Below are 14,025 nucleotides of genomic sequence, written 5' to 3' on the forward strand. Positions count from 1 at the left end.
GGGGCACCATGCAAGCCGTCTCCGTCCAATTGCATCAACGCCAGCCCATGAACGATCAGCGACCCAACGACGGGATTGAGCCTCCCGCGCAATATTCCGATTTTCCGATCCGACGGGCGGAAGGCGTGAAGTTCTCTGGAACAGTTACCGACGGGAAATACCAGCACGTCAAGTTCAAACACGTGTCAGCCGGAAAAGTCCACTTCAAAAACTGCGATTTTTCCTTTTGCGAATTTGAAGACGCCTATTTCCGAGACGCTACATTCGAGGATTGCGATTTCAGGGCCGTCAAATGTAGCCGGTCCAACTTTCGCGGCGCGGTGTTTTCCCAGTGCAAGTTCGACTATGCGCAATTTTTCGAGACTCACTTGGAAGCGAAGGAGCTTATCGCGAGCGCGCCCGCCCGTCCAAACTTGCGACGGGATTTTATGGCTGCAGCCCGCGTAAATGCCGAGAGTCTCGGCGATGTTCGCGCTGCGCGGTTGGTCATTCGCGAAGAATTAAGGGCGGAACGGCAGTTCCATGTGGAAGCGGCGATAGGCAAAACTCAGTGGTACGTTGACAAATACACAACGTTGGAACGGGTAGCGCATCTTCTGCGATCTGTTTGGTTAACCTGCGACTGGTGGTTCTGGGGCCACGGTGAACATCCGTGGCGCTTTATTCGCTCAATGCTTGTCGTCGTGGTTGTGCTCGGGTTGCTTGTTTTCGTCCTTGGCTCAGGTGTCGACTTGGCGCAGTCGCTAGGTCAAAACCTCCATCTGGCGTGGCGCGGTATTCTCGTGACGACTTATATCTTTCTCGACGCACCTGTCAAATTCAACGAACAAGTACCAGATGGGCTCGCTGTTGCGATCGCAACATTTCGGTACGTTTCATTGGGCCTTTTCACGAACATGATTTTTCGCTTTCTTTCGCATAGATGAGCTTACAGACAGCCTATGTCCGAGAAATTCGCATCTTCGGTTCTCGCGCTCGTGGCGATGACGGAGCGGACAGTGACCTAGATGTTCTGTACGTTGTCGATAGCTCGAGGGCGGGCGATCAATCGTGGGCGGAAGCTCAGTTTTCCGGCATGCCTCGGGCGGAGAAAAAGGATATCTCACTCTACGGCGAGCGGCGGCTACGCAAAATGTTCGAAACCGGCCACCTTTTCGCTTGGCACCTGTACCTCGAATCGAAGCCGGTGTGGTCTGATGCCTCCGGAAGTTTCGTCGAATCGCTCGGCAGACCGGCATGCTATGTCGAGGCAAGAAAAGACATAGTGGAACTGGCGGAAATCGCGACTGAGGCCGCCATTTCGCTGCGAGATCCAGAGTCAACGGTCATCTACGAGAGCGGCATCTTGTACGTCTGCTGTCGGAACGCAGCCCTCATAGCATCGACGCGAGTAGGTAACGCGCCGATTTTCGGTCCTCAATCTCCCATGCGGGTAGTCATCCCTAGCATCCCGTTTCCTCTGAGCGACGAAGAATATATGCTATTGATTACCGCTCGACATTCGGTCACCCGCGGTACCGCCGCGCCCGACCTCGATCGGAGACAGGCTATAGACCTTGGGGAACGGGCGCTAGGCTGGATTCGATCTGTTGCTGAATGGACATAGGATGATGCAATGAAACTGTCATTTAAAGAAAAAGTGCGCTTCGAACGCAGCGTTTTGCTAGAAGTTAATCGTGCACGCGCATGGCCGACACCATTGCTTGGTCTCTCCGAATCGGCAATAGCCTTCTGGGCATCCAAAGTCGGACTAACAAGAGACGACTCGCTTCCCTTGTGCTTGCAGGAAATATCGGTCCGCTGTCGCCTCGAATCTGACAAGAGCCGTGAGGTCTTTGAGGACGGTTACCTGCGCGACGCCATGACCCTTGAGCGCGCCAGAATTGCGCTGCAAAAAGTTATCGACGAACTGCGTGTCCCGCCAATCGTGCACGGACGTAACTGAGCCGACTCTTGTGCGCGTGCGTTGTCTCGCCCTATCATGGCGCGGTCCTAGCCACACGTGAGTCAATTAAATCGACCACTGCATGTCTCACGCAAAATGCGCGCGGGGGTTGCCAGCAGAGCCGCCAAGCTTTTGTCTGCACGGCTTCGTAGCGGAGCAAGTGTACCCCTACAGAACGTGCCAAATTCGATATTACTTCAGCCGGTTTATCGCAAGGATTTGCGACCTGTGTTCCATGCGAGCTAGGCGCCATCCACTGCTGCACTGTAGCTTTGACTGCGCGACACAAAAAACTGAGCCGCGCAGATTCCAATAAGACGCACAAATCTACGTCGCAGGCTACTCCGTTACAGGGGCTACGCCAGCTTACAAACAACTTGAACGCTACTGCTTCGCCATCGGTTTTGAAGTGAAGCGTTACCGCGTACCTGTAAGTGCCGCGCATCGAATGGCCGTAATACACGTCCTGTCGCGTACCTGCGTCTCTTGGCAGCGACGACGCAGCTCAGGCGTCTTGCCGAAGGATTTCGACGCCGGGGTACATCTCAAGTCGGCCAACGTGCCAAAACGTCTGGCAGCTTGCCTTACGTGTAGCTGACAAATTGGGGAGCATGGCTCCCCAATTTGTCAGCAGAACTTCAGCTTGAACGCCACCGCCTCGGCATTAACAGCGAAGGTAACGGAAACCTCATACGCTTCAGAAGCGATGTGATGCGCATACACCATCCCAAAGCGATCTCGCACGTCTCGACGCTCCTGCAAACGCGCCATTTCCAGGCTGCGGATAGCTCTCGACCCACAGTCTCGCAGGTCACTGTACACGTCGGCATCAACCTGAATGGCCTCACGCTCCCGCAAGACTACTTTAAAAGCGTATTTCCCCTGAGCTGCGTTTCCATCCACGTTATGTTATTCATATCTGATGTCCCTTATAAAGCATGAGTTAATCCCTGCTCGAACCATTCGAGCGTTGAGAGTTACTGCCCCGGAAGGAATCGAACAGTCTGAGATATTTCGGCTCAGCGAACCTGAATACGTCAAACGGCTCAATTAATTTTCCGGCTTACTGCTTTTTGCTGGGTTTTCATGGTGAAATCCCAAGTTTTTTGCGGAAATCATCCTTATCAGGATGATGTACTGCCTAATATATCCGCGTTACGGCAACTGACTTACGCGATCAAGAGCACGACGAAGATTGTTTTCCGGAAGAATCAACTTGTTCAGAATGTCAACGTTTGATACCGGCCTTTTCCCAAGCACCTGAATTTCTTGACTAACCACCGGAATCCAAACGGTCGGACAAGACGGGTTGTAGTTAACAATCTTGCAGCGCTGCTGAATCGGCGCAGAAATCTTGTTAAGGTGATTCGTCGTCAAGATAAACACCGCGTGATCCTGCCCATAATTCATAACCGACTTAAGCTGTTTCATGGCAGCCGCCGTCAGATTGTCAAATTCGTCAAGAACGATGTAGTGGTACGCCCCATTTAGAATCTGCATCCCGATCTGAGTCTTAATCTGTTCCAGGAGATCGATCCCATTATTCGGCGGCGTACAATCCTCATACCTGGCATTGATCTTAACGGGATTAATCGCATTTTGGATTGCTTGCGGCAACAACTTTGCACAAGCAGTTTTACCATTCCCCGTATCGCCGTGAAGAATGATGCCGTTAACTCCGCTCGTTCCGGGAAACGGAATCGTGCCGTTTGCAATTCCCAAAATCAAGCTCGATGCTGTGACATTGGGAAATGCGATTTGCTTAACATTTTGCGGTGCTGCCATGGTATTTTTCCTTGTTTAAAAAAATCTCGATTAAATTTAGATTTGCGCAAGATTTCGAACCGGTTGCGACAACCTGCGCCATGTCGCACCAGCTTTCGCCCTGTGCATTTGCTTCGGGAAAAATCTCGATCAAATTGAGTTCGCGCAGAGTTCCATCAGGACTACCAATGAAAACCGACACCAACCCGACTAACTTTCGCTTTGTCAGCTCACTTGCCGAATGCTGCGTAGGCCTCGCTGATCGCTGCCTGAGCAGTCGTGAAGCCCTTCAGCGTGAAACCGCCGCCCGGATGACGCACTACAATCGCGACCGCTTCCGTGTCCTGCGCGACCGCTTCCGCCACAAAACTGCCCATCTCGTCAGCTTTGAAGGTTTTCGAGGTGTTGTTGGCGATCTTTTCCTGACCTTGTTTGATCAGATCCGAGCGTGACAACGGTTTGTCCGTTCCGTTTTTCTCCTGACGGTACGCGGTGACAACCGCTTGGATACCGCCGTTTCCCTCGACCCAGCCCGTGAACTCGCCGACAGCGATATTTTCTTCACGTGCCGCTTTGAGCGCGATTGCGCGGTTCGATACGGTCGCGTCGCTCAGCATGCCGAACGTACTCTTCAGGACCATGTGCTCGATCACGGTTTTCTTCGTAGCTTTGAAGCCTGCTGCTTCATATCGAGCTACAAGTTGCGCTTTTAACTCCTTCCGCGTCTTCTCGTCTTGCTCGAAATAAAACAGGCTGGCTTTGTACGCAGCAGTCAGCGTTTCGTACAGTTGGTCACGGTATTTTTCGACGGTTGCCCTCGCGTCATCCAGTTGAGCCAAAAACTTATCGACGGGCGTTTGCGGAGCCGGACGATTATTCGAAGAGGAAATCTGTGCTTTGTTTTCAGCACCGCTCACCGGAGAAAGATCGGCCTCACGCTCTTCGGAGTCGAAAAAATTATCCGTATCGACAGAGCCTGCAACCGAAACTTTAACCTCATCCTTGACATCATTAACGTTCAGCATTTTGTGAATCTCCTTATCGGTAAAGTTGTTTTGTCGTTGATTTCGACAAGGAGAATCTTACGGACGTGGACCAATCGGGAAAATGGACACATCCGGCATGTGTCCATATTTGCGAGCTTACTTGGCATAGAAATGCGCAAGCCATCGCGCAATGCTTTTTTTCTTCGAACCCGCAACAGGACGCTTGCCCGTTTGCTCCTCAATTTTTTGCAATACCTTGGGTTCGATTGCAGCGGCAGCAGCGTATGGCCCGTTGAACCGACCGGGGTTGTCTTTCACCAGACCCACAGCGAACTCGCGGATAGGATCGGCTTTCGCGACCCGAGCTTTGGCCGCTTTCTTCTGGCTAACATGTTGCGCGTAGATAAGTTCGAGCGGCAAGCCGGATAGCTGCTCGCTTCTCCCGAGCCAGTACTGGGCTTTAGCTGCGCAGTAGTTAGCCTGCTCTGAATCGCCCCTCTCTTGCCCCCTTTTTGCAAGCACGAGCCATGACTGTGCTTTGACGGCGTAACCGACTTTTGGTAGCGCTCCAACAGCTTGCCAAACGTTATGTCGGTCGTGCTGGCCGGATCGACCCACGTTCCGTCATCCATTGCTGTTTCGACGGAACGTGCCCAAACCTGCCCTTCAGCCTTTGTTGCAAACGATTTGTACTGGGTTGGAAATCCCTTGCGGACGACTTTAATTTGCCAACGGCCATTCCGTTGACTAAATGTGGCCATGTTTTGCTCCCGATGTTGCATAGGTGTTGCAAAACATGATTTCGGCGCAATTGGAAATGCTGGAAAGCCTTAGTTGACGGTCAATTTATGATATGACCCCAATTTTCAATTGATGCACTCGTCGGTAATCATCAAGGCCATGCTTCTCTCACTTCACGCTGGCGGCAGCCAGCTTTGATCCGTCAAACCGACAGTTTACGCCGGTTACGGTTGCCCCGCCGAAGCGCCGTTGGCCGGGTCCAGCGCGGCGACCTTTTCCTTCAGCCATTGCTCGACCGACGGGAACACGAATTTGCTGACATCGCCGCCCAGTTGGGCAATTTCGCGCACGATCGTGCCCGAAATGAACTGGTATTGATCGGACGGCGTCATGAACATGGTTTCGACATCAGGCAGCAAATAGCGATTCATGCCGGCCATCTGGAACTCATATTCGAAGTCCGACACGGCACGCAGGCCTCGCACGATCACCCGCGCGTTATTGCTGCGCACGAAATCCTTTAGCAACCCCTTGAAACTCATTACCTGAACGTTCGGGTAGTGCCCGAGCACTTCGTGAGCAATGTCGAGGCGCTCTTCGAGCGTGAAAAACGGCTTTTTGTTACGGCTGTCGGCGACGCCGACCACCAGCGTGTCGAAAATGCTCGACGCGCGCCGAACGAGGTCTTCGTGACCGCGCGTCAGCGGATCGAACGTGCCCGGGTACACGGCGACTACCATGAGACTTCTCCTCTCTTCAGACAAAGGGCACGTCAAAGCGTCCACGCGACGCATTTGGCACCGACCGCGCACGTGACGGCAGACCGCCCGGCGCTTGTTTTGGAACGCGCATTATTCCTTATTTTCGCGCTGCAGCAAATGAAAGTGGACAGCGCCCGCTTTCCCTTGCCGCACGATTTCCCACCCGGCGAGCGTCTCGTTTCCCTCGACTTCGAGCGCCTCGCCGGCTTCCACGTATAGAAATCCGTCTGCGCTGACGAGCGGCCCGGCGAGTGCGAGCGCTTTGCCGAGCAGATCTTCGCCGAACGGCGGGTCGAGAAACACCACGTCGAATGATCCGGGCGCGAGACTCGCGGCAAGACGCAAACCGTCGGCTTCAGCAATTTCGATCGTGCGCGCCGACAGGCGTTCCTGATTGGCGCGCAACTGGCTGGCGGCCCGCGCATTGCGCTCCACCATCAACACCCGGGCGGCGCCGCGCGACGCTGCCTCGAAGCCCAGCGCGCCGCTGCCGGCGAACAGATCGAGGCAGCGCTGGCCGTCCAGATTCTGGCCCAGCCAGTTGAACAGCGTCTCGCGCACGCGGTCGGGCGTGGGGCGCAGGCCGTCGAGATCGAGCACGGGCAAAGGCGTGCGCTTCCAGTCACCGCCGATGATACGGATGGCGTGCGGCTTGCCGCTTTTGGACGAAGCGCCATGGGCGCGTGAAGGTGCGGAACGGGGCATGCAGTTTCGATTACGTTTTGAAAGCGCCCGCAACGTCGATACGTGAGGGCCGGAGCGCCAACGTTACCACAGCGACGCTGCGCGTCCAGCCTGGCCGTTCGGCCGATACGACGGGCAGCGGCGCGCCTGATAAAATGTGCGGCTTCCAGCGCCTTGCATCCCGCATCGCAACGCTGCCTGCCGCTCCCGCCGGTGTCATGCCGGCTGCGCGCATCGGCGCGCGCTCTCACCACGCCAGATCATGTTCAGCTTTTTCAAACGATTCAAGGGTTCGAAAGAGTCCGATAACGCGCCAGAAGAGTCGCAATCCGCGCCAGAAGCCCCGGCGCCCGAAGCCGCCGTGCAGGCGCCTGCGCCGGTCGCGCCGGCCACCCCGCGTCCGGCGGCGGCTCCGGCTCGCGTCGAGGCGCCTGCTGCGGCCGCTCCGGTGGCAATCGAGCCCGAGCCGGAAGATTCCGCGCCCGAAACCGTCGAAATCGTTCCGCCTCCGCTGCAGGACGCAGGCGCGAAGCGCTCATGGCTGACACGCCTGAAGACTGGTTTGTCGAAAACGAGTTCGAGCCTGACCGGCATCTTTGTCGGCACGAAGATCGACGAGGATCTGTACGAAGAGCTCGAAACCGCGCTGCTGATGTCGGACGCGGGCGTCGACGCCACCGAATTCCTGCTCGAAGCGCTGCGCGAAAAAGTGCGCGCCGAGCGCCTCACCGAACCGCAGCAGGTCAAGGCGGCGCTGCGCACACTGCTGGTCGACCTGCTCAAGCCGCTTGAAAAATCGCTTATGCTCGGCCGCGCGCAGCCGCTCGTCATGATGATCGCGGGAGTCAACGGCGCGGGCAAAACCACCAGCATCGGCAAGCTCGCCAAACATCTGCAAAGCTTCGATCAGTCGGTGCTGCTGGCTGCGGGCGACACGTTCCGCGCCGCCGCGCGCGAGCAACTGGCCATCTGGGGCCAGCGCAACAACGTGACCGTGGTGTCGCAGGAGAGCGGCGATCCGGCCGCCGTGATCTTCGACGCGGTCGGCGCCGCGCGTGCGCGCAAGATCGACGTGATGATGGCGGACACGGCCGGTCGGCTGCCGACCCAGTTGCATCTCATGGAAGAATTGCGCAAGGTGAAACGCGTGATCGGCAAGGCACAAGACGGCGCGCCGCACGAGGTACTGCTGGTGATCGACGCCAACACCGGCCAGAACGCACTCGCGCAAGTGAAAGCTTTCGACGATGCGCTCGGCCTCACCGGCCTGATCGTCACCAAGCTCGACGGCACGGCGAAAGGCGGCATTCTGGCCGCGATCGCCCGGCAGCGTCCGATTCCGGTGTACTTCATCGGCGTCGGCGAAAAGGTCGAGGACTTGCAACCGTTCAGCGCGGAAGAGTTTTCCGACGCGTTGCTGGGTGGCTAACGCTACAGCGCTTAGAGCGGCTGCGACAGCAGCGACGGCCGAAACAGCAAAAAAGGGCACTCCACGGAGTGCCCTTTTTTTACCCCGCCGCCCGAATCAGGCCGGAGCAAGCCGGATCGTGCCGGCTTACTCGGCGTCGGGCTGCACGCCTGGCGCCGCGCGGGCAAACGCATCAAGTTGCATTGCGTAGTCGTAGATGCGCTGGATCGTCGGAAACTTCGCGGTGTCGACCTTGAAGCGTTGCGCGTTGAACACCTGCGGAATCAGGCAGGTATCGGCGATCGTGGGCGTATCGCCAAAACACAGCTTGCCGGTGCGCGAGTCGCCTGCGACGTGTGCTTCGAACGTCGCGAAACCTGCTTCCACCCAATGCCGGTACCACGCGTCCTTGGCATCGTCGTCGACACACAAAGTGTGCTTCAGATACTTCAGCACGCGCAGATTGTTCAGCGGATGAATCTCGCACGCCACCTGCAATGCCAGCGCACGCACATACGCGCGATCGGCCGGCGCCACGGGCAGCAGAGGCGGCTCAGGGTGCGTCTCTTCCAGATACTCGATGATCGCGAGCGACTGCGGCATCACGTCGTTGCCGTCGACGAAGGTCGGCACGATGCCGTCCACATTCACTTTCCGGTATTCGGGCTTCAACTGCTCGCCGCCGTCGCGCACGAGGTGGACCGGCACGTAGTCATACGGCAGATTCTTCACGTTCAGCGCAATACGCACGCGATAGGACGCCGAACTACGGAAATAGCTGTAGAGCTTCATGTTGTCTGTCTCCCCCAACCGGCCGTCAGACGACGCGCACGCTGAGCTCGCCGAGCCCGTCCACGCCGCCCTTCATCAGATCGCCCGGCACCACCGCGCCGACGCCTTCCGGCGTGCCGGTGAAAATCAGATCACCGGGTTGCAATTCGAACAGCGTCGACAGATAAGCGACCGTCTCGGCCACCGACCAGATCAGTTGCGACACGTCCGAGCTTTGCTTTTCCTCGCCGTTGACCGACAGCCAGATCGCGCCCTTGCCGACATGGCCGACCGTGGCCGCCGGATGGATCGGGCCGAGCGGCGCCGAGTGATCGAAGCCCTTCGCGGTGTCCCACGGACGGCCGAGCTTTTTCGCTTCCGCCTGCAGGTCGCGGCGCGTCATGTCCAGACCGAGCGCGTAGCCGTAGACGTGGTCGAGCGCGGTTTCGGCCGGAATGTTCTTGCCGCCCTTGCCGATCGCCGCCACCATTTCCATTTCGAAATGGACGTTTTTCGACTGCGACGGATAAGGAAACTCCCCGGTGGCGCCAGGCGCGACGTACAGCACGGCGTCAGCCGGCTTGGTGAAGAAGAACGGCGGTTCGCGATCAGGATCGTGTCCCATCTCCCGCGCATGTGCCTCGTAATTGCGGCCCACGCAGTAGATGCGACGCACCGCGAATTGCTCGCTGGATCCCACCACCGGCACCGCGACCACCGGTGCGGGTGCAAACACGTAACTCATCCCGTTCTCCGTTCGTTGATGTATGCCGCCAGCGCGGCAAGAAAACATCGAGTGTAACGCGCGGCAAAGCGCCGCGCGCAGCAGTTCGGCGTGAACCGGCAAGGCCCGAACCGCGGACGCGCTGCCTCGCCGGATCGCCATAGATGCGATACTCACACTGAATAGCGTCCCTTGAATACCATGGCCGACCGCTCCGAGGCGGCACGCCAATACGTCCCACTGCGCCCGATGACCGACTCCGCCGACACCGCCAATCCCTTCCCCTGCGCCCGCTTCATCAAGGAAATCGGCCGGGGCCCCAACGGCGCCCGCGCGCTGACTGCCGACGATACGCGCGCGCTCTACACCGCCATGCTCGACGGCCGCGTGGCCGATCTCGAACTCGGCGCGGTGTTGCTCGCGTATCGCGTGAAGGGCGAAACCGCCGACGAACTCGCCGCGATGCTGGCCGGCGCGCATGCGTCGTTCGAGCCGGTTCATCTGCCGCACGGCGCGTTTCGGCCCGTGTCGATACCCACCTACAACGGCGCGCGCAAGCAGCCGAATCTGGTGCCGCTGCTCGCCCTGCTGCTGGCTCGCGAAGGCGTGCCGGTGCTGGTGCATGGCGTAACCGAAGATCCGGGCCGCGTGACGAGCGCGGAAATCTTCACGCATCTGCAGATTCCGCACGCGCGCTCGCTCGCCGACATCGAAGACGGTCTCGCCGAGCGCCGTCTTGCGTTCACGCCGATCGACATGCTCGCGCCGAAACTCGCGCGCCTGCTCGCGCTGCGCCGGCGCATGGGCGTGCGTAATTCGACGCACACGCTGGTGAAGATTTTGCAACCGTTCGCGCCCGCGGGATTGCGCCTCGTGAACTACACGCACCCGCCCTATCGCGACAGTCTCACGCAACTGTTCAACACACATCCGGACGCGGCAGCCGGCGGCGCCCTGCTCGCGCGCGGTACGGAAGGCGAAGCGGTGGCGGATACGCGCCGTCAGGTGCAGGTCGACTGGCTGCACGACGGCATCTGCGAAACACGCGTGCCGCATGAACGCTCGTCGCCCAATGCGCCGGAAGTCGACTTGCCCGAGGCCAAAGACGCGCCGACGACAGCCGCCTGGATCAGCGCCGTCCTGCGTGGCGAGGCGCCGGTGCCGAGCGCGATCGAACGGCAGGTCGAACTGATCGTGGACGTCGCCAGAATGCCCGTGTGACGGCCTCGCAGTAAGCGCGACGACTCGCTCGCCGTCGCCCGGCGAGAGCGCGGCGGGTTGACACGCTGTCGCGCGCCGTCATACATTAGACCCATGCGTTCCCTTCCGAACACCCTCCGAATTACCTCCGGCCGCCTAGCGCGGCCCCTATCGCTACGCCTAGCGTGAGTCAGGCGTAGCGTCGGCGCGTCGGCAACCGCGTTGCCTTCGTCCGGTCCTCCCAGCTGTTCCCGTTTCATCCCCAAAGCGTAGTTCTTTACCACCCGTAGTCGTTTGCATTCGTCCGTTTACCGCGCGGACGAAGCACGAGGATCAAATGCACGTCGCATGGGCCATCTCCACGTCCGTTTTCGCCGTCTCCATGACACTGTTCGTTCGCGCCCGTTCGTTACTGCCGCTAACCACCGGTTGGCGGACCGTGCACCCGTGGCAGTCCGCCAACCGCTCGACGCCACCCTTTTGCAGACGACACCACGAACGAGGCTCACCATGTTGCGCAATCCCGCTGAAAAATACCGCCCCTTCCCCGCTGTACGACTGACCGGCCGCAAATGGCCGAGCCGCACGATCAACCAGGCGCCGGTCTGGATGAGCACCGATCTGCGCGACGGCAACCAGGCGCTCATCGAGCCGATGAACGCCGCACAAAAACTCGAATTCTTCGAGATGCTGGTCGCAATCGGTTTCAAGGAGATCGAGGTGGGCTATCCGTCGGCATCGCAAACGGATTTCGATTTCGTCCGCAAGCTGATCGAGGAAAACCGCATTCCCGACGACGTGGCGATCGAGGTGTTCATGCCATCGCGAGCGGAACTGATCGCGCGCACATTCGAAGCGCTGGAAGGCGTGCCGCGCGCGATCGTGCATTTGTACAACGCAATCTGCCCGACGTTTCGCCGGGTCGTTTTCAACCAGTCGAAGACCGAAATCAAGGCGCTGGCCGTGGAAGGCACGCAAATCATCAAGGCGCATGCGCAGGCGCGGCCCGGCACGCACTGGACCTTCCAGTACTCGCCCGAAACGTTCAATACCGCCGAACTGCCGTTTTCGCGCGAGGTGTGCGACGCGGTGGCGCAGACATGGCGGCCCACGCGCGATCACAAAATGATCGTCAACCTTCCCGCGAGCGTGGAGGCGGCGACGCCGAACGTGTTCGCCGACCAGATCGAATGGATGGATCGCAATCTCGCCTATCGCGACAGCATCGTGCTGTCCGTGCATCCGCATAACGATCGCGGCACCGCCGTGGCCGCCGCGGAACTGGCGCTGCTGGCCGGTGCGGACCGCGTCGAAGGCTGTCTGTTCGGCAACGGCGAGCGCACCGGCAATGTCGATCTCGTCGCGCTCGTGATGAATCTGGCTACGCAAGGCATCGACACGGGGCTCGATTTCTCGGACATGGCGGCGATCCGGCGCGTGGTGGAGCGGTGCAACCAGTTGCCGGTGGATCCGCGGCACCCGTATGCGGGTGATACGGTGATTCAGGCGAAGCATGGGGCGCGACAAGGCGTCGCGGCAGAACAGGCCGTCATGGTCGAGGCCGAAACGATGGGTAGTCGCGAGTGGAGCGGCGTGGATCAGGAGAGCGTCGCGGCCTGACAATCAGGCCCCGGGAGAGGCCTTGGGTAAGGCCTCGAATCAGGCCTCGAATGAGGCCGCGAATCAGGCCGCAAGTGAGGCCGCGAGCAGGCCCACGCCCCGACCAAACCGGCATATGCGCGAGACACACGCAAACCACAAGCGAGCTACCCGCTTGCTCGTGGCAACCGGACGCTCACACGGCGCAACCGGCCCGATAGAGTGAGCTCAAAAAGCTCACTCGATTGCGCAACGCGTCGCCTGCCAGGCGATCAGGCGCCATTGCCCGTCTTCCTGCGTATGGATCGCCGTGTAGGCGATCGGAAACAGCAGTGCGCCGTTATTCGCTTCCATTTCGATCAAAGCCCGGCCGGTGACCACGCAGGTTTCCCGCCCGACCGGCAGCAGGTCTTGCGACTGCACCTCGATCTGCCGATAGCGGCGGCGCCCCGCGACAATCCCGTCGATGAACTGCCGCTTCGTTTCCCGCTTGCCGTTCGTGTGAACGTAGCTCACGTTATCCGCGAGCAGAGAGTCGAGCGACTGGCCGTCGCCGTCGACCATTGCACGAAAACGCTCTCGCTCGACCGCGCGAATCGCTTCGAATATCTTTGCCACCATCGCTCAGCCCCTCGCACCGATGAGCCGAACGTGGCCACGGTCGTCAGAAGTTATATTGCAGATATAGCTGGTGGAAATTTATACCAGGATTCGGCTCTTTGATACCGCCGTTGGAAATATGCTGGAAGCGATAGCCCGCCTGATACTGCTGGCGGTTGCCGAACTGCATGCCCACACCGGCCATGTCGGCGAACTGGAACGCCGTGCCCAGCGTGAAGGTCGAAGATAGCCGAGGGCTCGAAAGCAAGCGGATGCCCGCGCCTACTTCGGCATACGGGCGGATCGGGCCCGATTCCTTGATGAAGCGGATGATCGGCGTCACGCCAACCTCGGCGATATTGTCGTGCACGTTGCCTTCGTTGGTGTGCCACCATGCCACATGCGCTTCGCCGATCAGCGAGAAATGCCAGTCGCCGATCTGCCACCAGGTCAGATCCGGATCCCAGACGATTCCCAGATCAAGTTTCTTGACGTGACGATCGCCGAGTCCACCGGCCACCTGTACGCCGAACTGGTCCGCCGAAGCCAATGCCGACATGCCCACCAGTACCGCCCCTGTCGCAATTTTTAGAGCCAGACCACGCAAACCATTCTTTTTGTTGTTCATCTAACACCCGCTCTCCGCCGAACATTGAACAATTCGTAACAGTTCTGCGTATTCTAAGGTCAATCTCGATTGAGTGGATCGTATGAAGGAATCCACTTTTTCGCAATTAGTCACTTCAAATTCAGCAAATATCGGTCACTTATCGTCTCAAATGCGCTTTGACAGGTAACTTCTACGCTCCAAACAGAGGTGCTGAAGAAGGCGTAGCATGGCT

The 14,025-nt window shown here is 58.8% G+C and carries 15 protein-coding genes and 1 pseudogene; 6 read left to right on the plus strand and 10 right to left on the minus strand.

Going from position 1 to position 14,025, the window contains the following annotated elements:
- The first annotated feature begins 8 nt into the window (after positions 1-8).
- From AC57B1_RS02055 to AC57B1_RS02065, 3 genes are read left to right on the plus strand one after another with little or no spacing between them, the layout of a single operon-like run.
- Positions 9-926 (plus strand): pentapeptide repeat-containing protein, encoded by a 918-nt coding sequence (locus AC57B1_RS02055; RefSeq protein ID WP_496416420.1) that lies wholly within the window; start codon positions 9-11, stop codon positions 924-926.
- Positions 923-1,606 carry a nucleotidyltransferase domain-containing protein gene (locus AC57B1_RS02060; RefSeq protein ID WP_496416421.1) on the plus strand — a complete coding sequence of 228 codons (684 nt, stop codon included), beginning with the start codon at positions 923-925 and terminating at the stop codon, positions 1,604-1,606. The genes AC57B1_RS02055 and AC57B1_RS02060 overlap by 4 nt, the downstream gene beginning before the upstream one ends.
- A 9-nt stretch (positions 1,607-1,615) precedes the next feature.
- Complete coding sequence (locus tag AC57B1_RS02065) at positions 1,616-1,945, plus strand: hypothetical protein (protein ID WP_496416422.1); 330 nt, start codon at positions 1,616-1,618, stop codon at positions 1,943-1,945.
- Positions 1,946-2,572: 627 nt separating this feature from the next.
- Here the strand turns inward: AC57B1_RS02065 and AC57B1_RS02070 are convergent.
- The 6 genes from AC57B1_RS02070 to rsmD form a co-directional block, all read right to left on the minus strand.
- Complete coding sequence (locus AC57B1_RS02070) at positions 2,573-2,848, minus strand: hypothetical protein (RefSeq protein WP_496416423.1); 276 nt, start codon at positions 2,846-2,848, stop codon at positions 2,573-2,575.
- A 252-nt stretch (positions 2,849-3,100) separates the two neighbouring features.
- Positions 3,101-3,730, minus strand: a complete 630-nt coding sequence (locus AC57B1_RS02075; RefSeq protein ID WP_496416424.1) for an AAA family ATPase — start codon at positions 3,728-3,730, stop codon at positions 3,101-3,103.
- Between the two features lie 209 nt (positions 3,731-3,939).
- Complete coding sequence (locus AC57B1_RS02080; protein ID WP_496416425.1) at positions 3,940-4,734, minus strand: hypothetical protein; 795 nt, start codon at positions 4,732-4,734, stop codon at positions 3,940-3,942.
- 117 nt (positions 4,735-4,851) lie between these two features.
- Positions 4,852-5,313: a hypothetical protein gene (locus tag AC57B1_RS02085; RefSeq protein ID WP_496416426.1), complete on the minus strand. Its 462-nt coding sequence runs from the start codon at positions 5,311-5,313 to the stop codon at positions 4,852-4,854.
- 347 nt (positions 5,314-5,660) lie between these two features.
- The gene (gene coaD / locus AC57B1_RS02090) at positions 5,661-6,176 is read right to left on the minus strand and encodes a pantetheine-phosphate adenylyltransferase (protein WP_091796829.1); all 516 of its coding nucleotides are present in this window, start codon (positions 6,174-6,176) and stop codon (positions 5,661-5,663) included.
- 111 nt (positions 6,177-6,287) lie between these two features.
- The gene (rsmD, locus tag AC57B1_RS02095; protein ID WP_496416427.1) at positions 6,288-6,902 is read right to left on the minus strand and encodes a 16S rRNA (guanine(966)-N(2))-methyltransferase RsmD; all 615 of its coding nucleotides are present in this window, start codon (positions 6,900-6,902) and stop codon (positions 6,288-6,290) included.
- Positions 6,903-7,143: 241 nt separating this feature from the next.
- On the opposite strand from rsmD, the gene ftsY reads away from it, so the two are divergent.
- On the plus strand, positions 7,144-8,310 hold the full coding sequence (gene ftsY, locus AC57B1_RS02100) for a signal recognition particle-docking protein FtsY (protein WP_408302421.1): 1,167 nt from the start codon (positions 7,144-7,146) through the stop codon (positions 8,308-8,310).
- 126 nt (positions 8,311-8,436) lie between these two features.
- Here the strand turns inward: ftsY and maiA are convergent, their stop codons facing one another.
- Both maiA and AC57B1_RS02110 read right to left on the minus strand, forming a co-directional pair.
- Positions 8,437-9,081, minus strand: a complete 645-nt coding sequence (maiA, locus tag AC57B1_RS02105) for a maleylacetoacetate isomerase (RefSeq protein WP_496416428.1) — start codon at positions 9,079-9,081, stop codon at positions 8,437-8,439.
- A gap of 25 nt (positions 9,082-9,106) precedes the next feature.
- Positions 9,107-9,805 (minus strand): fumarylacetoacetate hydrolase family protein, encoded by a 699-nt coding sequence (locus AC57B1_RS02110; protein WP_091796833.1) that lies wholly within the window; start codon positions 9,803-9,805, stop codon positions 9,107-9,109.
- A 228-nt stretch (positions 9,806-10,033) separates the two neighbouring features.
- Between AC57B1_RS02110 and ybiB the strand changes: the two genes are divergently transcribed.
- On the plus strand, positions 10,034-11,005 hold the full coding sequence (gene ybiB, locus AC57B1_RS02115; RefSeq protein ID WP_496416769.1) for a DNA-binding protein YbiB: 972 nt from the start codon (positions 10,034-10,036) through the stop codon (positions 11,003-11,005).
- 489 nt (positions 11,006-11,494) lie between these two features.
- Positions 11,495-12,511 (plus strand): annotated as a pseudogene (locus AC57B1_RS02120) (2-isopropylmalate synthase); the annotation flags it as partial.
- 309 nt (positions 12,512-12,820) lie between these two features.
- On the opposite strand, the gene AC57B1_RS02125 reads toward AC57B1_RS02120, so the two are convergent.
- Positions 12,821-13,204, minus strand: coding sequence for a nuclear transport factor 2 family protein (locus AC57B1_RS02125; protein WP_091796835.1), 384 nt, complete (start codon positions 13,202-13,204; stop codon positions 12,821-12,823).
- 43 nt (positions 13,205-13,247) lie between these two features.
- Complete coding sequence (locus tag AC57B1_RS02130; protein WP_496416429.1) at positions 13,248-13,811, minus strand: acyloxyacyl hydrolase; 564 nt, start codon at positions 13,809-13,811, stop codon at positions 13,248-13,250.
- Positions 13,812-14,025 lie beyond the last annotated feature (214 nt).

This window comes from Paraburkholderia sp. BGA-UO-ETr-F21, from assembly GCF_059567925.1.